Raw genomic sequence first — 21,933 nt, forward strand, 5'->3', positions numbered from 1 at the left:
GCGCGGCCGGCGCAGCCTGCATCGCCTCGTCGACGACGTGCTCGGGCGCGCCGTTGCCGGACGCGGCAGCGGCGGTCGCCGACGGCAGGTTCGCCTCGAAGGCGGCGTCGAGATCTTCTTCCGAGTCCATCGCCGGTGCGGGTGCGGGCGCCGCCGCGACCGGAGCCGGAGCCGCGACGGGCGCCGGCGCCGCTTCGACGGCTGCGGGCAAGCCACGGCTTTCCGCGTAGAGACGCTCGAGCTTGGCGCACACGGCCGCTGCGGCCGCCGCGTCGGGCTCGGCGCTCGCGCGGTACGCAGCGAGCTGGTCGGAGAGCACGTCCTTGGTTTCAAGGAACGTGTCGATCATGTCCTTGCGCAGTACGAGTTCGTTGTTGCGCGCGCGATCGAGCAGCGACTCCAGGATGTGGGTCGTCTCGGTGAGCGCCGTGAAGCCGAACGTCGCCGCGCCACCCTTGATCGAGTGCGCCGCGCGGAAGATTGCCGCCAGATCTTCGGGATCGGGGCGGCCGACGTTCAGGTTCAGGAGAAGCTGCTCCATCTGCGCGAGCAGCTCGTCCGCCTCGTCGAAAAACGTCTGATAGAACTGAGTGATGTCGAGAGTCATTGCTCTTTCACCGCGATTAATGCGTGGGTAGCCGCTGCGTCTGCCGTTGGCAGTGCTGATCGACCGCCGCAGCGCGCCTCATGTCATGTATTCGTTTCACCGAGGGCGCTCGCCAGATCGACGAGCAGCTCCGGGTCCACCGGTTTTTCGATCCAGCCGGTCGCGCCTGCCTCGCGAACGGCTGCCTTGAAGCCTTCATCCGACTCCGTGGTCAAGACGAGGATCGGCGTTTCCTGGTACGACGGGTTGTCGCGCAAGCGCTTGATCAGGTCGAGCCCGCCCATGCGCGGCATGTACAGGTCGGTGAGCACGAGGTCGAAGCGCTGCGCGAGCGCATGCTCGAGACCGTCCTCGCCGTCGTTGGCCACCGTGACCTCGTAACCCGCCGAGCCGAACGCCGCACGCAGGATCTCCCGCATGGACGCCGAATCGTCGATCGCCAGAATATTTCTGATCATCCGTTCCTCGTTCGCGCTTGCCACGCCGCCGTTGTCCCGTTGTTGTTGTTCCGCGCCCTCACGGCGCCTCCGGTCTGGCGGGCAACGCAGGCGCCATCTCGGGAGCAATCGCGGGAGCCACCGCCGGTGCCGGCGGCGCGACCGCGGCCACCGGCGCGCGCCTCGTGGGCGTGGGCGACAGCAGCGGCGGCAGTTTCTGCGGCGCCTGCGCGGCGTCCGCCGGCGATCCGCCCGTCGTGCCCGCCGGACCGCCCGACATCAGCGAGCCTGCAGACAGCGCCTTGCCGGAGCCCGCCGCGTCGTCGGAGAGCGTGGTCGTGGTCGAGTCGTCGCGCATCAGCGCGTCTTCCGACTTCTTGTTCAATACGATGATGCTGATGCGCCGGTTCTCGGGATCGAGCGGATCGGCCTTGTTCAGGTTCTGCGTCGACGCGAGACCCAGCACGCGCAGCACCTTCGCTTCGTCCATGCCGCCCGCGATCAGCTCGCGGCGCGACGCGTTCGCGCGGTCCGCCGACAGTTCCCAGTTGCTATAGCCCTTCTCGCCGCCCGCGTACGGCACGGCGTCGGTGTGGCCTTGCACGACGATGCGGTTGGGCACGTCGTTGAGCGTCTTGCCGATCGCCTGCAGGATGTCGCGCATGTACGGCTCGACCACGTCGCGCGCCGTCGCGAACATCGGCCGCTTCTGCGAGTCGACGATCTCGATGCGCAAGCCCTGCAGCGTCGAATCGATGCGGATCTGCTGCTTGAACTGGCGCAGCACCGGATTCGCCTCGATCGCCGCCATCAGCTTCACCTGCAGATCGTGCAGGCGCACCTGTTCCTGGCGTTCGAGCGAGCCTTGCTGCGTCTTCGAGGCTTCGTCGTCGTTGTGCTTGACCGTGCTGCGGTCGGTGCGCGAGCTCATGCCGTCGCTGCGGCGCGTGACGCCGTCGTCCTGCGAGGAGATGTCGCGGCCGCCGCCCTTCACGATCGACGAATCTTCGGCGCTGCGGTCGCCGCCCCAGAGCGTGACCTTGAGCGGCTCGTTGAAGTAGTCGGCAATGCCCTTCAACGTCACCGTCGAGGCCGAGCTGAGCAGCCACATCAGCAGGAAGAACGCCATCATCGCGGTCATGAAGTCCGCGTAGGCCAGCTTCCATGCGCCGCCGTGATGGCCGCCCTTTTTCGGGGCGACGCGCTTCACGACGATGGCGCGATCCTTGTTGTTGCTCATCGGGCCGCCCGCCTTATTTCGCCTTGACGCGGCGCACGTGTTCTTCCAGTTCGGAGAACGACGGGCGCTCGGTCGAGAACAGCACCTTGCGGCCGAATTCCACGGCGATCGCCGGCGCATAGCCGTTCAGGCTCGCGAGGATCGTCACCTTGATGCACTGGAACATCTTGGTCGACTCGGTCACGCGCTGCTCGGCGAGCGAGGCGAGCGGGCCGATCAGACCGTACGAAAGCAGAATGCCGAGGAAGGTGCCGACCAGCGCCTGGGCGATCATCTCGCCGAGCACCGCGGGCGGCTTGTCGGCCGACGCCATGGTGTGCACCACGCCCATCACCGCGGCCACGATACCGAACGCCGGCATCGCGTCGCCCACCTTCGAGAGCGCGTGCGCGGGCGCTTCGCCTTCGGCGTGATGGGTTTCGATTTCCTCGTCCATCAGGCTTTCGATTTCGAAGGCGTTCATGTTGCCGCCCACCATCAGACGCAGGTAGTCGCTCAGGAATTCGACGACGTGCTTGTCGGCCAGGATCTTCGGGTACTGCGTGAAGATCGGGCTTTTCTGCGGATCGTCGATATCCGCTTCGAGCGTGAGCGTCCCTTCCTTACGCGCCTTGGCGAGCAGGACATAGAGCAGCGCGAGCAGCTCCATGTAGACGTCCTTGTTGTATTTCGCGCCCTTGAACAGCGTCGGAAGGACGCCGAGCGTGGCCTTGATCGTCTTGATGCCGTTGCCGAGGATGAACGCGCCGACGCCCGCACCGGCGATCATCAGCACTTCCACGGGCTGCATGAGCGCGCCGAGATGGCCGCCCTCCATCGCATAGCCGCCGAAGACCGACAACAACGTCACGAGTGTTCCCACGATAATCAGCACTGCCGGATCCTCACTGGAAGAATGCGTGGCGAGCCGTCATTGGCCCGCTCCCTTAGTTGGGTTTACGGCACGGGTGCGAAAAACTTTGGGATTGGATGGGTGCGCGGCCCTCGCGCACGCAAACGTTGGAGGGCCGGACCGCCAGCCCGCGCCAGGCGGTGCGGGCGGCTTCGGGCAAGACAGCGGCGAGATGAGCGACGATGACGGGGGATGCGCACAGCGGCAATCTGTCGCCGTTTCCGGGTGCGCGGTGTTTACCCCGAGCATGCGCGCGCCGGGCTCAGGAAGCGTGCGCCGCCACGCTGTTGCGGCGCGTGCGCCCCGCGCGCGAGGGCGGCTGGCACAGCCCGCAGACGAAGCCGCGCTGCGGATCGTGCGCATGCGCGACGAAGCGGCCGCCGCAGCGCGTGCACGACGTCATCTGCAACAGGCCGGAGGCGAAGTAGCGCACCAGCGTCCAGGCGCGCGTGAGGCTCAGCGCGGGCTCCTCTTCGTGCAGGCGCATGTGTTCGAGATAGAGCCGGTAGCTTTTCACGATCGCGCGCACGGTGTCGCAGCGCCCCTGTCCGCTCATGAACAGGAAGGTGTTGTAAAAAAGCGAGGAGTGCACGTTCGGCTGCCACGTCATGAACCAGTCGGTCGAGAACGGCAGCATGCCCTTGGGCGGCGATTCGCCCTTCACTTCCTTGTACAGACGGATCAGGCGGTCGCGCGACAGCGAGGTTTCCGCTTCGAGCATCTGCAGACGTGCCCCGAGTTCGATCATCTCGATCGCGAGCGCGATCTCCTTGACCTCGAGCACCACGCTGCGCGACGGGCCGCGGGTCGCGCTTTTCGTCGCGCCTTTCTTCGCTGCGGGCTTCGTCGCGCTGTCCGGCTGGATAGCGTTCTGCGTGCCGCTGTGGGTGTCGCTCTCGTCCGCGGAACCGGCCGCGGGATTCAGCAGCGCGCCGGGCGCAGCCTGAGAGACTGCGCCTGCCGCGGCATGCGTCGCCGGTAGTGTCGCCATAGACCCCCGAATGGATCACGCGTGGATCCGTGATGGACGCGGCGCCTGGGGGCCGCGAGGTGAGCCGGGCGGCGGGTCAGTTGACCTGCTCGACGCCCTGGCCGGCCATCAGGATGGCGGAATGGGTTTGCGCGGCCTTGCCCTTGTCGGCGAGCGCGCCGAGGATGGCGTGGTCGTCGAAACGGAAGCGGCACAGCAGCTGATTCGATGCGGCAAGCCGCACCGTCTGCGCGAAGGTCAGATTGGCCAGCACGTCGGCCAGCTGCTCCGAGATGCCCATACGGAACATGCCCGTCGGCCGGTCTTCGCGCAGCAGTCGTTGCGCGAGCAACAGGTACGACAGATTCACTTCCTTGATCTCGCTGAGCATGTCGCTTGGCGTCGTCGCGCTCATGGATACCCCCGAATTCGAAACGTAGCGGCTGGTCAGGCCTGTTGCGGAAACGTTTGCTCGTTCGACGCAGCGCGGACAGCGCAAAAGCGAGGCGAACGGCCCGTTTAGTGGTCGTCCCCGCATTGTGGCTAGGGTGGCCCCAAATGGAAATCGGAAGGATGCCGCGACGCAATGCGAGAAAAACACCGCACGTTGTGTAGGTGTTTTTCTGACAAAGGCTAGAAAAGGGAGAGAGGAAGGGCAACTAACGATGTTATTGGCATAACAGCCCGAATCCTCTGGAGATTATAAAAGCGAATTCATTGACGCGTAACAGAGATGTGCACGGTCATTCGCCTTTATTTCACAGGGACGGAACCTATTCATTTATTCGGGCACGCGGATTGCTCAATCGCCGCGCGACGCGCGTCACGCTTTGCAACGCGTCCTTACAGCGGGTGTTTCCCGCTGTAACAACATTAAGTGATTGAAAAACAACTCGTCACGTATCCTCAAATCTTCATAATCGGACTCAGGGATAACCCGAAACCGCAGTGAACCACTGTGTGACCCACCGCAGTGACCGCGTTGTCAGACGCCTTTCACGCGGTCTTTGCCAAGGAGATCAGACCTATGCGAATCGCCCAAATTGCGCCACTTTACGAAGCCGTTCCGCCGAAACTCTACGGCGGCACCGAGCGTGTCGTGTCCTATCTGACCGAAGCGCTCGTGGATCTCGGCCACGACGTGACGCTGTTCGCCAGCGGCGATTCGGTCACCTCGGCCCAGCTCGAATCCGCCTGGCCGCGCGCGCTGCGGCTCGACCCGACCGTGCGCGACGCGCTCGCGCCGCACATCGTGCTGCTCGAACGCGTGCGCCGCATGGCCCACGAGTTCGACGTGCTGCATTTCCACCTCGACTATCTGCCGTTCCCGCTGTTCTCGACGCTCGACACGCCGTTCGTCACGACGCTGCACGGCCGTCTCGACCTGCCGGAACTGCAGCCGGTGTTCGACTCGTTCCCGGAAGCGCCGGTGATTTCCATTTCGGATTCGCAGCGCCAGCCGCTGCATCAGGCGAACTGGCTGAACACGATCTATCACGGCCTGCCGAAGGACCTGCTCACGCCGCGCACCGACAAGAAGCCCGAGTACCTCGCGTTCCTCGGCCGCATCTGCCCGGAAAAGCGCGTGGACACGGCGATCAAGATTGCGGCGCTGTCCGGCCTGCCGCTGAAAATCGCCGCCAAGGTCGACAAGGTCGACCAGGAATACTTCAAGACCGAGATCGAGCCGCTGCTGTCGCAGGCGCACGTGGAGTTCGTCGGTGAAATCAACGAGGCGCAGAAGCCCGAGTTCCTGTCGGGCGCCAAGGCGCTGCTGTTCCCGATCGACTGGTCGGAGCCGTTCGGCCTCGTGATGATCGAGGCGATGGCCTGCGGCACGCCGGTGGTCGCCTTCAACCGCGGCTCGGTGCCCGAAGTGATCGAGCCGGGCGTGACGGGCTATATCTGCGAGGACGTGCAGGGTGCGGTGGCGGCGCTGCAGAACATCGATTCGCTCTCGCGCGAAGCCATTCGCGCGCAATTCGAGCATCGTTTCACTTCGCACATCATGGCCAGTAATTATCTCGAAAGCTATTCGACGCTGATCGAAGCGGCTCGCCGTCCGGTGCTGCGCCGTGTCGCCGCGGGCGGCTAATCAGGCTGCATGCCTTTTTCTGGGATAAATGACTGGAAACCAGAAGAAAACGCAAAGTGAATCGTTTGCGCCAGCTGTAATTGCGCAATGCATGAACGATCGGTAGCGCACATTAGCACCGATTTAGCGCATGTCACAAAAAAGAGCCGCATGATCCATGCGGCTCTTTTTATTGGATAAGCAATCTGCAAATGCGAGTGAATGCGCGCGAATGTGAGTGAATGCGAACGTCTGCGCGCTAATGCGGCGCACGAATGCAGACGAGCGCGCCGCGTGGCCGGACGCCCCGACGCTCAGGCAATCAGATAGCGTTCGCGATTCTTGCCGGCGATCCATTTCGGCGGCTTGCCGCGCCCGCTCCACGTGGCGCCGGTCTTGGGGTCCTGATAGCGCGCGGGCAGCGGCGCCTTCTTGGGCGGGCGTCCGCGACGCGCAGCCACGGCAAAGCCGAGGTCCTGCGCCGACAAACCGTATTCCGCGATCTTCTCGCGAATCATGGTGATCACGTCGGAGATTTCGGTGCGCCGCGCCTCGTCGGCCTGTTCCTGGAGACGCGCGATCTGGGCTTTGAGTTCTGAATATTGCGACATTTTTCCTCCCCCCTTCTTTGTCAATGTAACCGACTCGAACGGAGATTAGACGCAATGCAGCGAATTAGCAATCGCTATTAATACTGTTTTATGCCGTTATTCGGATAAATAGCTATTCGGCAGAGGCGATGAAATTCGGAACGCATCCGTCGCAATAATGAGAACAATTACATCAGAATTGACAATCCTTGACACCCACTCTTTACGCGACTGCCTAGAATCTGGCATTTCCTGGAGCCGGTGCATTAAGCGGCCCCATCAAATGACTTATTGAGGCGTCACACAATGCACTTATCCAAACGGCTTTTCGCCGAGATGTTCGGCACGTTCTGGCTCGTACTCGGCGGTTGCGGCAGCGCAGTGCTCGCCGCCAGCTTCGCCGGCCCGGAGCACGGGCTCGGCATCGGCTTCATGGGCGTCGCGCTCGCATTCGGCCTCACCGTCCTGACCATGGCCTACGCCATCGGCCATATCTCGGGCTGCCACCTGAACCCGGCGGTCAGCGTCGGCCTCACGGTCGCGGGCCGCTTCCCGGTGCGCGACCTCGTGCCGTATATCGTCGCGCAAGTCATCGGCGCCATCATCGGCGCGGCGGTGCTCGCGTGCATCGCCACGGGCAAGCCGGGCTTCGACCTCGTCGCGAGCGGCTTCGCCACCAACGGCTATGGCGACCATTCGCCGGGCCACTACACGCTCGTCGCCGCCTTCGTCTGCGAAGTCGTGATGACCGCGTTCTTCCTGTTCGTGATTCTCGGCGCCACCGACAAGCGCGCGCCCGCCGGCTTCGCGCCCATCGCAATCGGCTTCTGCCTCACGCTCATTCACCTGATCTCGATTCCCGTCACCAACACGTCGGTGAACCCGGCGCGCTCGACCGGCCCGGCACTCTTCGTGGGCGGCGAAGCCGTCTCGCAGCTCTGGCTGTTCTGGGTCGCGCCGATCATCGGCGCGGTGATCGCGGGCGTGGTTTATCCGATGATCGCGGGCCGCCGCGAAGCCTGATCGAACACGGCAACAGCAGGTGCGGGCCACGCCCGCATCGCGACGGTCACGGGCGCTGCGGCGCCCGTTTTCGTTGGCTCGGCTAGAATCGGGCGACCCGTTCACCCCGACATCAAGGCGCCCGGCATGACGCATTCACGATATTCGGCGCTGGCGCCTCGCGCGAACCGCCTTCCGATCCCGTTCGCGAAACGTGCTGCGATGTGCGCCGCCCTGGCTGTGGCCGCGCTGGTGGGTACGCCTGTGGGTGCGAGCGCCGCACAGGCAAAAACCAGCCACGATGTCGAAACGCTGATCTTCGTGCGTCATGGCGAGAAGCCCGATGCGGGGCTCGGCCAGCTCAACTGCAAGGGATTGAATCGCGCGCTCGCGCTGCCTGCGGTGATCGCCGCGAAATACGGCAAGCCCGACGCCGTGTTCGCGCCCGATCCGGGCGAGCAAAAAGACGACCGCGGCCACGCCTATTACTATGTGCGCCCGCTCGCGACCGTCGAACCGACCGCCATCCAGTTCGGCTTGCCGATTCAAACGCCCTACGGTCATTCGAGCACCGACGCGCTCGAAAAAACGCTGCTCGATCCGACGTGGAACAAGCGCACGGTATTGATCGGCTGGGAGCATCGCGAGATCGAATCGCTCGTGCGCAAGATCGTCACCGAGCACGGCGGTACGGCGTCCGACGTGCCGAAATGGAAGAGCGCCGATTTCGACAGCATCTACGTGGTGCGTATCGACTGGAGCGGAGAGACGCCGCGCGCGAGTTTCGCGCACGATCGCGAAGGTCTCGACGGCCGCGCGGACGACTGTCCGTGCGCGGCGCTGCCTTCGGCGCAATAGGATGTCAGCGAGCCAGGTGAGCGAGCGCCGCGCATTCCACGCGGCGCTTGACCGGCACACAAGCCGCCCGAATCCCTAACAAATACCGCTTAAAAATACCGCCGGAATTAACGCGCGATTTCGTCTTCGATCGCGAACAGTTTGCGCAGATGATGCGCCACGCCCGCTTCGAAGTTGTTGCCGATGCGCGGCACCTGCGGCAAACGCGCGATCAGATCGGGATTCGCGTTGTTCATCATGAACGGATGACCCGCCGTTTCGAGCATGTCGATGTCGTTCATGTTGTCGCCGAAAGCAACACAGCGCGCGGCTTCCGCATTGAGTCGCTCGAGCACGACGCGCAGCGCGCGGCCCTTCGACACGCCCGCGACCATCACTTCGAGACAGTCGGGCAGCGAGTAGGTGATGTAGAGCGCGTCGCCGAACTCGCGTTCGAGGCTGTGTCTCACATGCGCGAGATCGGCCGGTTCGCCGATATACAGCGCCTTCGCGATGCCCGCGCCGCCGAGCGACGCGAGATCGTCCGTGACGTTATACGTAAAGCCCGAGTCCTGATGGAAGGCGAGCAGTTCGCGCGCGTCGCGGTCGATGAACCATTCCTTGTCGGTGTAGAGGCTCACGATCACGCGGCCATGCGCGCCCACGGTGTCGGGCGCGACGAGGCGGCGGATCATCGGCTCGGGCAGATTGCTCGCGTGGATCAGCGCGTCGTCGGGCGCATGCACGCGCGCGCCGTTCGAGGTGATCAGATACGCGGGCACGCCCAGCACGCCGCGAATGGCCGCGACGTCGCAGTAATGGCGGCCGGTCGCGATGATGAACTGGATGCCCTGGGCGTCGAGCGTCTGGAGCGTGGCAACCGTGAACGGATCGACCTGATGGTCGGCGTTGAGCAGCGTTCCGTCGAGATCGGTTGCGATGACCTTGTACATGGCAATTCAGTCGATGAGCGGGGAAACCCAGAATGCTAGCACCTTGTGCGAGGCGGCGTGGCAGCGGCGGGGTGAGCCGCACGGCGCTGCCCGCGCCGCGCGCTCAAACGGTTTCGACCCGATTCAAATACCTTCAAGCGCGTCCGAGCCGCGCCGCTTCGCGCTGGGCGAGACGCAGCGCGCCGCTCGCGGAATCGGCCAGCGGCGCGCGCAGACGTTCGCGCACGGTTTCCGGCACCCATTCGCGCAAAGGCTGACCGAGGCCACCGGCGAGCGCGGCGGGCAGCGACGCCGCCGGATCGAGCGCATCGATCAGCCGCGCGACGGCCTCGCCGGCTTCCGCCAGCAGCTTGCGCACGAACGGATGCTCGCGATGCGCGAGCACCACGGGCGCAAGGCTCGCGTAGGCGGTCTGGTTGGCCGCGCACTGCCAGACGATCAGGCTCTCGCGATCGCTCGATTGCGTTTGCGCGAGCAGCGCCTGCGAGAGCGCGTCGGGCTTGACGCGGCCGTCGAGCGACTGCTGCGCCCAGGCGATCGCGCGCAGACCGAACCACGCGCCGCTCGCTTCGTCGCCGGACGGAAAGCCGAAGCCGCCGGCGATTCGGCACACGCCCTGGTCATCGAGCGCTGCCGCGATGCTGCCGGTGCCGAGCGCGACCACCACGCCGGGTTCGCCGCCGTAGGCGCCGAGCAGCGTGGTGTAGACGTCGCTTTCGACCACGAGGCCCGCGACCGGCGGCGCAGTGGCGAGAAACGGCGCGAGCCAGTCGGGATTGTTCACGCCCGCGAGCCCGCAGCCGAGCACGCAGCGCGACCAGTCGAACGCGATGCCGGCCTGCGCGAACGCGCCGCGCGCGCCTTCCTCAATCGCCTGCCAGGCGCGCGCGATGCCGAGGCCGAGCCCCGACGGTCCCGCCGACGCCCGCGCGATCTCCTCGCCCTGAACGTTGCCGAGCGCGACGCGCGTGCCGGTGCCGCCGCCGTCCACGCCGATCAACCAGGTCTCTGTCTGCATAGTGTTTGCCGCGCCGCGCGCGCCGTTGAATGTTGAATCGATGTTTTGCCGAAGTTGAGCCGAAGTTTCGCCGATACATCACGAAACCGCGAAATCCCGCCGTGCCGCAGAGACTAACGGCTTGGCGGCGTTCGCACAATTAGCCGGACGGCCAGGTGGCGCGGCGAGCGCGATCCTCTATCCTTGCCTGGCGCAATAGACTAAACAGACTGCAACACAGACCAAAACGCAGATCAAAACGCGCCACGACCGGACAACACCGCACGCGCCACTGGCCAGGAGAACTCAACGTGACACACCGCTGCAACTGGGTGACGAGCGATGCACTCGCGCGCTACCACGACGAAGAGTGGGGCGTGCCTTCGCGCGACGACCAGCACCTCTACGAAATGCTCATTCTCGAAGGCGCGCAGGCGGGGCTGTCGTGGTCGACGATCCTGAACAAGCGCGAAGGTTATCGCCGCGCGTTCGCGGGCTTCGACGTCGACAAGGTCGCGCGCTTCACGCCGAAGCACGTTGAAGCGCTCATGCAGGACGCCTCGATCGTGCGCAACCGCGCCAAGATCGAAGCGACCATTCTCAATGCGCGCGCCGTGCAGCAGATTCGCGCCGAGCACGGCTCGCTCGCGCAGTTCATCTGGTCATTCGTCGACGACACGCCCATTCAAAACGACCTCGCGTCGTATCGCGATGCGCCCACGTCCACGGAAGTTTCAGACGCGCTCAGCAAGGCGCTCAAGCAGTACGGCTGCAAGTTCATTGGCACGACGATCTGCTATGCGTTCATGCAGGCGGTCGGCATGGTGAACGACCACGAACGCGATTGCAGTTGCCGCGCCGCCTGTGCCGCGCTCGGCGGCGTCAAGCCAAAAGCGAAGGCGAAGACCAGGGCGGCACCCGCGAAATCGCGCGCGCAAGCCGCTACTTGATGCGAGCCGCCTGAACGCGCGATCAACGAAACCCGCGCAGAAATGCAAACGGCGGCGCAGCTTCTTTCGAAGCATGCGCCGCCGTCTGGCGGAACGCCGAAGCGCTGAAAAAGCTCTTAGTGGAGCTTCTTCGGCAGCATCTGGCTACGCAGGCGCTTGTGCAGGCGCTTGACTGCAGCAGCCTTCTTGCGCTTACGAACGGCTGTCGGCTTTTCGTACGATTGGCGCTCACGCAGTTCAGCGATCAGGCCGTTCTTTTCGATTGCGCGGCGGAAGCGGCGGATAGCCACTTCAAACGGCTCGTTTTCCTTCAGAAGAATCGTCGTCATGTATTTCCTAACTCAAAACACTTGATATGTTCAAAGGCGCAAACGTCGAATGACGTTTCACGCACCGGCCCTCCGGTCGTTCGCCACACGGGGGCTGAACGAGAGGCAAGGCGGCCACGGAGGCCGGAAAAGAGAAGTAGGGGGTTCACAGCGGAACGCGATCAGGTTGACCTTGCTGCAACACACCTGACCGCCGGTTTGCGGCCGCCAACAGTAACGAACACGGCAACAAAACAGGCAAAGATCTCAATTCACTCTCAATGATATCAGGAAACGATCTTGCAGACCACACTTTCTTGATTCTACTCAGTGACTTGCGTGGCGGGCGGCGTCCGGCCCGTCCGCCATGTCCGTTAGGACACCTGGATTAACCGCCCAGCGCCGCTCGCGCGGCCGTCAGGCGGTCGTTCGCCGGCAATCGTCTGATCAGGCACTCGCGTCGTTGAGCGCCTGGATATCCGCCGGGTCGAGTTTGAGGCGCACCGCCGCGACGAGACTTTCGAGTTGTTCAAGCGACGTCGCGCTCGCGATCGGCGCCGTGATGCTCGGACGCGCGATCAGCCACGCGAGCGCCACCGCCGCGAGCGTGCTGCCGTGGCGTTCCGCCACGAAATCGAGCGCCGCGAGAATGCGGATGCCGCGGTGATCCAGATACTTCTCCACGCGCGAGCCGCGCGCGCTCTTGGACAGATCCTCGCGCGAACGATATTTACCCGACAGAAAGCCGCTTGCGAGGCTGTAATAGGGCACGACCGCAATCTGCTGGGCCAGCGCGACCGGTTCCAGATCGGCTTCATAGGCGGCGCGGTCGTACAGGTTGTACTCCGGCTGCATGATCTGGTACTTCGGCAGGCCGTGCTTCTGCGCGACCGCGAGCGCTTCCTCGATGCGCGCGCCCGTATAGTTCGACGCGCCCGCCACGCGAATCTTGCCGGCGTCGATCAGACGCTGGTATGCGCCCAGCGTTTCTTCGAGCGGCACCTTCTGGTCATCTTCGTGCGAGAAATACACGTCGATGTAATCGGTCTGCAGGCGGCGCAGCGAATCCTCTACAGCAGCCTCGATGTTCGCGGCCGAGAGGCCAGGACGGCACGCCGACTTCGCGACCTTGGTGGCGATCACCACCTTGTCGCGCTTGCCGCTGCGCGCGAGCCACTTGCCGATGATCGTCTCCGACTCGCCGCCCTCGTTGCCCGGCACCCAGGCGGAGTAGACGTCGGCGGTATCGATGAAGTTCAGGCCCGCGTCGGTGAAGGCGTCGAGAATCGAGAACGAGGTGGCTTCGTCGGCGGTCCAGCCGAACACGTTGCCGCCGAACATGAGCGGTGCGACCTGCAAGGCGGAAGTGCCGATCCTGCGTTGTTCCATGGTGGCTCCAGATTGAGGTGGGCAAACGGCTGCGGGCCGGCCGCGTGGGCGGACCCAAGACGGCTGAGCATACGCCGCCTTGTGCCTGCTTGCAGCGAGCCATCGCACAACGCCTGAAACCATCGCGCGGATGCCATGACCGTCCGCGCCCTCACCGATGCGCGCCGCCCGGCGCTTTAGCCGCGCCTTGCGTCCTCACACCTCAATTCGCGCACCGTCGCGCGTCCCATCAAGCCGAAACCCTGCTGCAAAACGCCAGCGCGGCCCCGACGATCTGGTGCATGTCGTAGTAGCGATACTCGGCGAGTCGTCCGCCGAAATGGACCTTGTGACCCAGCGCGTCCGCCAGCGCACGATAGCGTTGGTAGAGCCCGTCGTTCGTGTCGTTGTTCACGGGGTAGTACTCGATCTGGCCTCGCTCCCACGACGCAGGATATTCGCGCGTCACCAGCGTCTTGTCGGCCTTCAGACTCAAATCGAAATGCTTGTGTTCAATGACACGCGTCCACGGCACCGACTGCTCCGTGTAATTGATCACCGCGTTGCCCTGATAGTCGCGTACCGGAAGCAGCTCGCGCTCGAAGCGCAAGGAGCGGTATTCGAGCGTGCCCAGCCGATAATCGAAAAAGGCATCGAGCGCGCCCGTGTAGATGACCATGTCATAGGACTTCATCCACGCGTCGCGGTCGGCGTTGAAATCGACGCCGGTTTCCACGTCGGCGCGCTCCAGCATCTTTTCGATAATCGCCGTATAGCCGCCGACCGGAATGCCCTGATTCCGGTCATTGAAATAGTTGTCGTCGAACGTGAAGCGCACCGGAAGCCGCTTCACCGCCGCCGCGGGCATCTCGCTCGGATGCCGTCCCCACTGCTTGGCCGTGTAGCCCTCGATGAACAGCTTGTAGAGCGTCGGACCAATCGCGGAAAGGCAGAACTCCTCCATATTCGCGGGATTGTCGTTCGCGACAAGCTCGGCCGCGAGGCGCTCGCGCGCCGCTTCCGGCGTGCGCGTGCCGAACACCTGGTACAGCGTCAGCAGATTGATCGGAAAGCTGTACAGCGCGTCGCCGTGCGCAACCTTGACGCGATTGACGTAGTGGTTGAACTCCGCGAACTGCCGAATGTAATTCCAGATCTTCTCGGAATTGGTGTGAAAAATATGCGCGCCGTAGACGTGCTCGTGACAGTCGGCGGCTTCCTCGTATCGCGTGAAGACGTTGCCGCCAATGTGCGCCCGCTTCTCGATCACCTTGCACGTATGGCCCTGCCGGCCCAGCTCATACGCGCAAATCGATCCATACAGGCCGGAGCCAACGATCAGAATATTCATCGTGCAGGTGCTTCAGGTGCGTGACTGTTTGTCGAAAAAGGCCGTCTTGACCTGCAGGGCGAACTCGTCGACTTCCATCAGCACGCGCTGGCGATACAAGCGCTGCTTCGCGAAGTGCTCGGCATGGCGCGCCAGCACCGTGGTGATCTTCGCGTGCAGCAGCCCGCTTTCGATGTCCTGCTCGCGGAACAGGTAGAACGAATCGAGCGGATGATCGGCGTAGCAGCTCGCGGCGCCGCGTTCGTGCAGGAACACGACCGCGCCGGACACGGCGGCTTCGCGCGGCACGCGATCCTTGCCCGGATGATGGCCGAAGTCGATATAGACGGCGCACTGCGCCAGCGTCGCGCGAACCTGCTCGCGCGACATGTTCTGGATCGGCGCAACCGGCAGATCGCGGTGCTGGTTGACGAACCGCGTTGCCAGCGCGCCGCCCTTGCGCGGGAAGAACCCGATGAGTCTTCGAGCCGGCGCCGACGCGCTCAGATCCGCGTTCAGATAGTCGCGATTGATGAAGTCGAACAGGGGCAGCACTTCGCGCGCGCCGTGCCGTTCGAGGAAGCGGCGTGCGTAATCCGACTGATAAAAATGGATGATGCCCGGCTCGCGCAGCAGTTCCGACGCATAGGCCGGGTCCGCCAGTTCGGGAATCGAGCCAATCGCGTTGTCCACCGAGAGCCACCAGACGGCGCGTTTCGCGCCGGGGAATGTGCGCGCACGCGCGGCCTGGACCTCGGGGAAGATGATCAGCGTGCCGGGGTTCAGCGGCGCCTCTTTCAGCGGCGTCGGTGCGTAGCGCGCGTAAGCGGCTTCGAATTCGGCGTTGGGCGCATAGGCGGCGCGCAGAAAGTGGCCGTCTTCAGCGAGCGTCGAGCCTTGACCGTAGTACGCCATCTGCGCGTTGCCGCCGTTGGCGTTGATGACCTGAGCCAACTGATGCAGCGCTTCCGGGCCGCCCGTGGTCACGACGGGGCACAGCACCACGACCTGCTCGTAGCAAGGCTGCAACGCCGTCGACGTCGTTGCCGACGCGGCATCGATCTGGGCGATGGCGGTCGTCGCGGCAATCGCTGCTTGCGCTACGGCGACGTGCGCGTGCTCCGTGACAGGCGAACGCGCTGCGGGAGCAGGTTCGGGGATCACGACCGGCGCCGCGGCCATGTCGGCCTGCGCCGGCTCGGCAAGCATCGAAGCCGGCGTCTGCGTGGCCTGCGCCTCCACTTCGAAGTGCTCGGGCGCGAGGCCGTCGCACCAGCGCTGCCACATGATGCGGAACGCGCGCGACGCCGAATCGGCGATCGCCTCCGCGTCGATCAGCACCGACTGGCGGCAATACTCGCGCAGCTCGCTGCGCACGATCGCGAGCGCCGTCGGGTCCGCGGCCAGCGCGGCGCACTTGCGCACGAAATCGTCCTTGTCCTGCGCGACGAACGCCGCGTCGAGGCCGAGCAGCGTGAGCCAGCCGGTGCTGCTGCGGCTCGCCATCGAGTCGCCGGGCAGCGTCATGGTGGGCACGCCCATCCACAGCGCCTGCATGGTCGTGGTCGAATTGCCGAACGGGAACGTATCGAGACAGACGTCGATCACGTTGTGCTGCTGCAGATAGGTCGTGACGCCCGCGCGTTGCAGGAAGCTGATGCGGCTCACGTCGATGCCTTCGTCGACGAACATCTGCGTCAGCTTGATCATCTGATCCTTGGCCGCCACCGCGCCGATGATCATGCGCGAATCGGGCACCTCGCGCAGCACGCGCGCCCAGAGCGCCACGACGTCCTTGCTGATCTTGACGATCCGGCTGAAGCTGCCGAACGTGATGTGGCCGTTCTTCAGCGCGGGCAGTTCATTGACGGCCGGCGCGTCGGGGTGCGGCTTGAACGGCGCGAGCGCCGGCAGGAACACGAGCTTCTCCGAGAAGCGGCTCTCGAACGCCTCGAACGGCGTGACGAAGCGATCCGACAAGTAGTAGTCGACCGAATCCAGACCCGTCGTGGACGGATTGCCGATCCAGCTCGCCTGCACGGGCGCCGGCTTGTGCGCGAAGGCCACCATGCGGTTGCGGCCGGTATGGCCGGACAGATCGATCAGGATGTCGATGCGATCGTCGCGGATCTTCTGCGCCACGGCCTGATCGTTCATGCCGAACACTTCGGTCCACGTCTGCGCGTGGCGGCGGATGCGGTCGGTGAACGCGTCCGTCATCAGGTAATTCGAGTAGATGTGCAGCGACAGGCTCGAATCGCGCGCCAGATGCTCCAGCACCGACAGGAAGAAGTACGCAACGGGGTGATTGATCAGGTCGCCCGACACGAAGCCGATCCGCAGTTGCCGCGCCGGATCGCGATCGTTCGCGTGCGCGACGCGCTGCCCGAGCAGCGGCGCTTCATGACGCGCGGCGAATTCGCGGAACTCCGCGAACAGGCTGGCCGCGTCGAAGTCGGGCTTGTGCATCAGATAGAACAGCAGGTTGCTGTGCGTCGACGCCTGCATCGGCGCCAGTTCGAGCGCGCGGCGATAGGCGGCTTCCGCTTCGTCGAACAGCCCGTGCTTGCCGAGCGCGGTCGCGAGCGCGTCGATTTCGATCGCATTGGTCGGCGCAAGCTCGACGGCGCGCCGCAATTCGGCGAAGCCTTCGTCGATCCGGCCCAGTTCCAGCAAGGACGAACCCAGATTGCGATGCAGCGCCGCGTTCTCGGGATGCTTTTCGAGCACCCGTTCGCAGTGCGCCGCGGCGCGGCCGTACTGGCGCGCCACCACGAGACGGTCGGCCAGCACGAGCTGGGCAACGAGATGATTCGGCAGCAGGCGGGCGGCGTGCTCGGCGGCCTCGACCGCTTCGCCATAGTGGCCCGTGCTCTGCAGGACGCGGCCCAGTTCGATCCAGCAATCGCCATGCGCCGGATATTGCTGCGTCAGGCGACGTCCGGCCTTCAGCGCCGCGTCGAGTTTGCCGCTGCTGACGAGTTGCTGGAACTGGCGAATTTCCTTGGCGCTCGCTCGGCGAACGTCGAGTTTCACGCGCTTGTCCGCTTCGTCGGACTCGGGCGCGGCTTCTTCGGTTGCGCTTTCGGCCACGGCCTCGGCAGCGCCCTCATCGTCGGCGCTCGCCACGGCCACGGCGGCGGTTTCCGGCGCAGGCGCCGCGACGACCGGCGCGTCTTCTTCGCCTTCGATACGCGCGCGCAGCGTCTGGACGGCCGGCTCGGGCAGCCCGTGCTGCCGCGCGAGATCGAGCGCCATGCGCGCCGCCTCGGTCTGCTCGCTGGCGACCAGCGCGTTGATGTAATAGACCCAGATCTGTCCGTTCTTCGGCACCTGGCCGAGCGCCGCCTCGAAATGCGGCACGGCTTCGGCGGGACGCCCCGTTTGCATGAACAGCACGCCGAGGTGATAGTGCGCGTCGGCGTGATCGCCCGCGATTTGCAGCACGGAGCGATAGAGCGCGGCGGCCGTATCGAACTGCTGCTGGCGATGATGTTCGATCGCGCTCTGCATGGCGAACGCCAGGTCGCGATTGTGCTGCGCGTCGGCCGCAGGCGAGGCCGTGCGATCGGGAGTAAGGAAGGCGGTCATGACAAAAAGGCGCGCATGCGTCGGATAGTCGGAACCGTCAAATTATGAGGCGGGGGCTCGCGCGTCGATGGGCCGAGCTAGCGCCAAAACGGGCGCTAATTTGCCCTCGAAGTCCGTTTCGCGCGGGAAATCCGGCGAAAACGCGCGGAGTCCGAAGGGAATTAGGGAGCGCCAGATAGCGGACGGGCGCGGCCCTCCTTTCTGCCGCGCGAAGCGCGCGTGCGGCCTGCTCCCCTGCGGCGCGAAAAAAGAGCACTTCGCAAACGATGGCCGCAAAAAAGCCCGCGCAAGGCGGGCTTCATCAACAACGTGTGCGCCGCGAAGGACGCAGCGAGCAGGAGCGACAGTCGTGTCAGTAACGCGCCATGCTCAGATAGCGCCCCGCATTGCGGCTCGCCTGCATGTTCGCCTGATACTCGCTGCCGAGCGCGACCTGCGCGGCGCGCGCGGCTTCGACGATGCGCGCGTCGATCTCGTGGATCGCCCGCAGCCGCGCCATGACTTCCTGAGACGGCTGCGCGCCGAGCGACGTCAGCAGCGGCGAGCGCTCGTTCGCGAGCTCCGTTGCGCGCTCCCACTCGCCGACGGCGGCCGCCAGCTCGAGGTCCTTCGTCATCGCCCAGATGCGCTCGATCGTGCTTACGTTCTGCATGTTTCGCTCCCTGCCGCGGGTTAGCTCTTGTTGGTGGCCAGCGCACCCGCGCTGTTGGTGCCGCCGAACAGCTGCGTGAGGTACTGCGAGTTGTTGTTCATCGTCGCCATCAGCGTGTCGAGCGCGGAGAACTTCTCCGTGTACATGCTCGTGAGCTGCGCCTGCCACGTGGTGAGCTGCGTCTGCTGGTTCGTCAGGCTCGTCAGGTCGGAGTTGATCGCGTCCGTACGGTTCTGGATGATACCGCCCGCCGACGTGTAGGTCGTGATGCTGTCGTCGAGCTGCGCGGCGATGCCGGTCGTCGGATTGAACAGCGAGGCCACGACCGACTGGTTGTTCTTCAGCGCGTCGCTCAGCGTCGTGTCGTCGACGGACAGCGTGCCGTCCGCCTGCAGCGTGATGCCGATAGCGGCCAGCGTCGACTTCGCCGTGCCGCTGCCCACGCCGCTGCCCACGATCTTGGCGAGCTGATTCTGGATCATGTTGACCGTCGAATCGCCGAGCAGCACGCCCTGCGAAGTCGAGGTCGACGAGTACGCCGTCAGCGAGTTCACCGTCGTGACGAGCGTGTTGTAGAGCGTGACGAAATTGTCGATCGCCGCGGATTCCGCGTCGGTGTCCTGCGCGATCGTCAGCGTCTGGGTCGTGCCGACGGCCGCCGACGTGAGGTTCACCGTCACGCCGGTCAGCGCGGATTTCACGGCATTCGTGTCGCTCGTCACGCCCACGCCGCCGAGCGTGAAGTAGGCGTTCTGGGCGGCCTGCGTCTGCGTCCAGCCCGAACCGGAAATGGTCGACTGGCTGGGGTTATACGTCTTGCCGCCGCTGTCCGTGGCGGTCAGGTCGCTGGCGCTCGAAATCGATCCGCCGGCGGTGGTCGTCACGGCGAGATTGTTCAGCGCGTCGGCGTTGCCGCTCGAATCGGTATTGGTGTCGTTGACCTTGATGCTGATGCCGTTCGACGCGCCGGTCGAGGACGATTGCAGCACGAGGTGGGCGCCGTCCGAGCCGGTCACCACGGTCGCGATCACGCCAGGATTGTCGCTGGCCGAATTGATCGCCGACGCGATGCCCGAAATCGTGCTGTTCGAACTGGTCAGGTTGATCGTGCTGGACTTGCCGTTGACGCTCAGCGTCATCGTGGCCGGGCCGGAGGCCAGGCTCGTGGTCGCCGTGTAGCCCCCCGAGGTCAGCACCTGGGTCGTGGCGACCTGCGACACGTTGAGCGAGTACGAGCCCGCGACTGCGCCGGTGGTCGCCGAGGCGGTCACGCCGGTGCCGCTCAGCGTGGTGGAAAACGTACCGAGCGTCGCGCCGTCGCTCAGCGGCTCGACGGCTGCCTGCAACGCGGAAAGTGCCGCGGAGAGCGTGCCGTAGGCCGAGATCAGCGTGTTGTCCTGCGTCTGCGTGGCGGCGATGGTCGCAGCCTGGCCTGCAGTTTTCGCGTTGACGAGCGCAGTCACGAGCGAATTGGTGTCCATCGACGAATTCGTCGAGCCGCTGATGATCGACTGGGCGGCTGACTGCACCGTTGCGTTGGCGGCGGCTGTCGTGGTGGCGACGGCACTGGCGATCGCGCTGGTGGTGGATCCGGTTACGGTGGACATGAAAAGGCTCCGTGCGTCGGCAAGGCGGGTTAGCGCGGGTTAGCGTGCTGTAACGTGCGGTTGGAACGGGGTAACGCTAAAAACGACAATCGGGAGGCGAGCCTCCCGACGGGTGCACGACCGGCGCGCGATGAACCGCGCGCCGTGTGCCTGCAGCGGGAAGCGCCTTACTGGAGGAGCTTCAGGATCTGCTGCGGCTGCGAGTTCGCTTGTGCCAGCACCGAGATACCCGCTTGCTGCAGAACCTGTGCCTTGCTCAGGTTCGCCGTTTCCTGCGCGAAGTCCGCGTCCTGGATCGACGACTGTGCGCTTGCCAGGTCGGTCGACTGAGCTTGCTGCGTCGAGCCGATTGCGCTGAAGCGGTTTTGTGCCGCGCCGAGCGTTGCCTGCAGGTTGTTCAGCGTGGTCAGCGCGTTGTCGATCGATTCCATCGCCATGCTTGCGCCGCTTGCGGTGCTGATGTTGATGTCCGAAACCTTCGACGTCGTGTTGAGGTAGTCGATCTGTGCGCCGACTGCGTCGTCAGCTGCCGACGAGAAGCCAACGCTCGTGCTCGCGCCCGACATCGCCGTGTCGATTGCCGAAGCGAACGTCGAACCTGCTGCACCTGCCGAAGCTGCGCTCGAATCGATGACGGCGTTGCCGTTCGCATCCGACGTGACGCCTGCGCCCGAGAACGCTGCCGAGACGTCTGCGTAGCTGACAGCCTGGTTGTTCTGGTCCGTCAGGGTGAAGCCGCCGCTGCCGTCCGACAGAACGTTGATCGTCGTGATCGTTGCCGGGCCAGCCGTCGTTGCGCCGCCAGCGTCCGAGCTCAGCGCGCCGGTCGAGTCGAGCGACAGGTTCGTGAACGAACCCAGCGTGTTGCCAGCTTGCGGAACGCCCGTGCCGAGGTTGGCCGACGACATGTCTTGCGACAGGTTCAGCGTGATCGACTGACCGACGTTTGCGCCGACCTGGAACGTGACCGTGCCCATCGAGCCGTCGAGCAGGTTCATGCCGTTGTACGTCGTTTGCGACGCAATACGGTTCACTTCCGAGATCTGCTGCGTCACTTCCTTCTGGAGTGCTGCACGATCGTCGTCGGTCATCGAACCGTTAGCTGCTTGCGTAGCCAGCTGGCGGATACGTTGCAGGCTGCTCGTCAGCGAAGCCAGACCGCTCGATGCGGTTTGGACCATCGACGTACCGTCGTTCGAGTTCGACACGCCCTGATTCAGACCGTTGATCTGGGTCTGCATGATGTTCGAGATCGCCAGACCTGCTGCATCGTCTGCCGCGCTGTTGATGCGCTTGCCCGACGAGAGGCGCGTGATCGCCTGCGAAAGTGCGCTACCCGAGCCCGTCAGATTCTGCTGCGAGACGAGCGAGTTGATGTTGGTATTGATTCCAAGCATGGATATTCTCCAGATGGGGCCAGTCAGCCCTGGTAACGGCAGCGGTGCGATGGCCGGCCGCCTTGTTTGTGATAACGACCCGGCCTGGAAAATCTTTAGCGACGCGCCCAATTCCTTACACGATTGATGCG

At 64.6% G+C, this 21,933-nt stretch carries 20 protein-coding genes; 4 read left to right on the top strand and 16 right to left on the bottom strand.

Going from position 1 to position 21,933, the window contains the following annotated elements; translation table 11 throughout:
* The 6 genes from LDO54_RS03570 to flhD form a co-directional block, all read right to left on the bottom strand.
* Positions 1–607: Hpt domain-containing protein (locus LDO54_RS03570; RefSeq protein WP_224006460.1), on the bottom strand; the 607-nt coding region annotated here is incomplete at its 3' end.
* Positions 608–690: 83 nt separating this feature from the next.
* Positions 691–1,065: a response regulator gene (locus LDO54_RS03575; RefSeq protein ID WP_224006463.1), complete on the bottom strand. Its 375-nt coding sequence runs from the start codon at positions 1,063–1,065 to the stop codon at positions 691–693.
* Between the two features lie 58 nt (positions 1,066–1,123).
* Entirely contained in the window at positions 1,124–2,284 is a 1,161-nt protein-coding gene (motB, locus tag LDO54_RS03580) for a flagellar motor protein MotB (protein WP_436975494.1), read from the bottom strand.
* A 13-nt stretch (positions 2,285–2,297) separates the two neighbouring features.
* Positions 2,298–3,158, bottom strand: a complete 861-nt coding sequence (gene motA / locus LDO54_RS03585) for a flagellar motor stator protein MotA (RefSeq protein ID WP_224006466.1) — start codon at positions 3,156–3,158, stop codon at positions 2,298–2,300.
* Between the two features lie 280 nt (positions 3,159–3,438).
* The gene (gene flhC, locus LDO54_RS03590) at positions 3,439–3,963 is read right to left on the bottom strand and encodes a flagellar transcriptional regulator FlhC (RefSeq protein ID WP_224006758.1); all 525 of its coding nucleotides are present in this window, start codon (positions 3,961–3,963) and stop codon (positions 3,439–3,441) included.
* 280 nt (positions 3,964–4,243) lie between these two features.
* Positions 4,244–4,561 (bottom strand): flagellar transcriptional regulator FlhD, encoded by a 318-nt coding sequence (flhD, locus tag LDO54_RS03595; protein ID WP_253074369.1) that lies wholly within the window; start codon positions 4,559–4,561, stop codon positions 4,244–4,246.
* A 612-nt stretch (positions 4,562–5,173) separates the two neighbouring features.
* Between flhD and LDO54_RS03600 the strand changes: the two genes are divergently transcribed.
* Positions 5,174–6,241 carry a glycosyltransferase family 4 protein gene (locus LDO54_RS03600; protein ID WP_224006469.1) on the top strand — a complete coding sequence of 356 codons (1,068 nt, stop codon included), beginning with the start codon at positions 5,174–5,176 and terminating at the stop codon, positions 6,239–6,241.
* A gap of 293 nt (positions 6,242–6,534) precedes the next feature.
* Here the strand turns inward: LDO54_RS03600 and LDO54_RS03605 are convergent, their stop codons facing one another.
* Positions 6,535–6,831, bottom strand: coding sequence for an H-NS histone family protein (locus LDO54_RS03605; protein ID WP_224006472.1), 297 nt, complete (start codon positions 6,829–6,831; stop codon positions 6,535–6,537).
* Between the two features lie 285 nt (positions 6,832–7,116).
* Between LDO54_RS03605 and aqpZ the strand changes: the two genes are divergently transcribed.
* Together aqpZ and LDO54_RS03615 are read left to right on the top strand one after the other, a co-directional pair.
* Positions 7,117–7,833, top strand: a complete 717-nt coding sequence (gene aqpZ / locus LDO54_RS03610; RefSeq protein ID WP_224006475.1) for an aquaporin Z — start codon at positions 7,117–7,119, stop codon at positions 7,831–7,833.
* Positions 7,834–8,034: 201 nt separating this feature from the next.
* Complete coding sequence (locus LDO54_RS03615; protein ID WP_224006477.1) at positions 8,035–8,670, top strand: histidine phosphatase family protein; 636 nt, start codon at positions 8,035–8,037, stop codon at positions 8,668–8,670.
* A 107-nt stretch (positions 8,671–8,777) separates the two neighbouring features.
* On the opposite strand, the gene LDO54_RS03620 is transcribed toward LDO54_RS03615, so the two are convergent.
* Positions 8,778–9,602, bottom strand: a complete 825-nt coding sequence (locus LDO54_RS03620) for a Cof-type HAD-IIB family hydrolase (protein ID WP_224006480.1) — start codon at positions 9,600–9,602, stop codon at positions 8,778–8,780.
* 133 nt (positions 9,603–9,735) lie between these two features.
* A complete protein-coding gene (locus tag LDO54_RS03625) occupies positions 9,736–10,620 on the bottom strand; it encodes a BadF/BadG/BcrA/BcrD ATPase family protein (protein ID WP_224006483.1) in 885 nt (294 codons plus the stop codon).
* 290 nt (positions 10,621–10,910) lie between these two features.
* Between LDO54_RS03625 and LDO54_RS03630 the strand changes: the two genes are divergently transcribed.
* Complete coding sequence (locus tag LDO54_RS03630; protein WP_224006486.1) at positions 10,911–11,549, top strand: DNA-3-methyladenine glycosylase I; 639 nt, start codon at positions 10,911–10,913, stop codon at positions 11,547–11,549.
* A 116-nt stretch (positions 11,550–11,665) separates the two neighbouring features.
* Here the strand turns inward: LDO54_RS03630 and rpsU are convergent, their stop codons facing one another.
* From rpsU to LDO54_RS03665, 7 genes are all read right to left on the bottom strand, one after another.
* Entirely contained in the window at positions 11,666–11,878 is a 213-nt protein-coding gene (gene rpsU, locus LDO54_RS03635) for a 30S ribosomal protein S21 (RefSeq protein WP_006401410.1), read from the bottom strand.
* A 426-nt stretch (positions 11,879–12,304) separates the two neighbouring features.
* Positions 12,305–13,246 (bottom strand): aldo/keto reductase, encoded by a 942-nt coding sequence (locus LDO54_RS03640; RefSeq protein WP_224006488.1) that lies wholly within the window; start codon positions 13,244–13,246, stop codon positions 12,305–12,307.
* Positions 13,247–13,475: 229 nt separating this feature from the next.
* Entirely contained in the window at positions 13,476–14,576 is a 1,101-nt protein-coding gene (glf, locus tag LDO54_RS03645; protein WP_224006491.1) for a UDP-galactopyranose mutase, read from the bottom strand.
* 12 nt (positions 14,577–14,588) lie between these two features.
* Positions 14,589–18,146 carry a tetratricopeptide repeat protein gene (locus LDO54_RS03650; RefSeq protein ID WP_224006493.1) on the bottom strand — a complete coding sequence of 1,186 codons (3,558 nt, stop codon included), beginning with the start codon at positions 18,144–18,146 and terminating at the stop codon, positions 14,589–14,591.
* 352 nt (positions 18,147–18,498) lie between these two features.
* Positions 18,499–18,798 (bottom strand): flagellar protein FliT, encoded by a 300-nt coding sequence (fliT, locus tag LDO54_RS03655; protein ID WP_224006496.1) that lies wholly within the window; start codon positions 18,796–18,798, stop codon positions 18,499–18,501.
* A 20-nt stretch (positions 18,799–18,818) separates the two neighbouring features.
* Positions 18,819–20,405: a flagellar filament capping protein FliD gene (fliD, locus tag LDO54_RS03660; RefSeq protein ID WP_224006499.1), complete on the bottom strand. Its 1,587-nt coding sequence runs from the start codon at positions 20,403–20,405 to the stop codon at positions 18,819–18,821.
* A 167-nt stretch (positions 20,406–20,572) separates the two neighbouring features.
* Complete coding sequence (locus tag LDO54_RS03665) at positions 20,573–21,802, bottom strand: flagellin (RefSeq protein ID WP_224006502.1); 1,230 nt, start codon at positions 21,800–21,802, stop codon at positions 20,573–20,575.
* Between the last annotated feature and the right edge of the window lie 131 nt (positions 21,803–21,933).

This window comes from Paraburkholderia tropica, assembly GCF_914484835.1.
Lineage (GTDB): Bacteria > Pseudomonadota > Gammaproteobacteria > Burkholderiales > Burkholderiaceae > Paraburkholderia > Paraburkholderia tropica_A.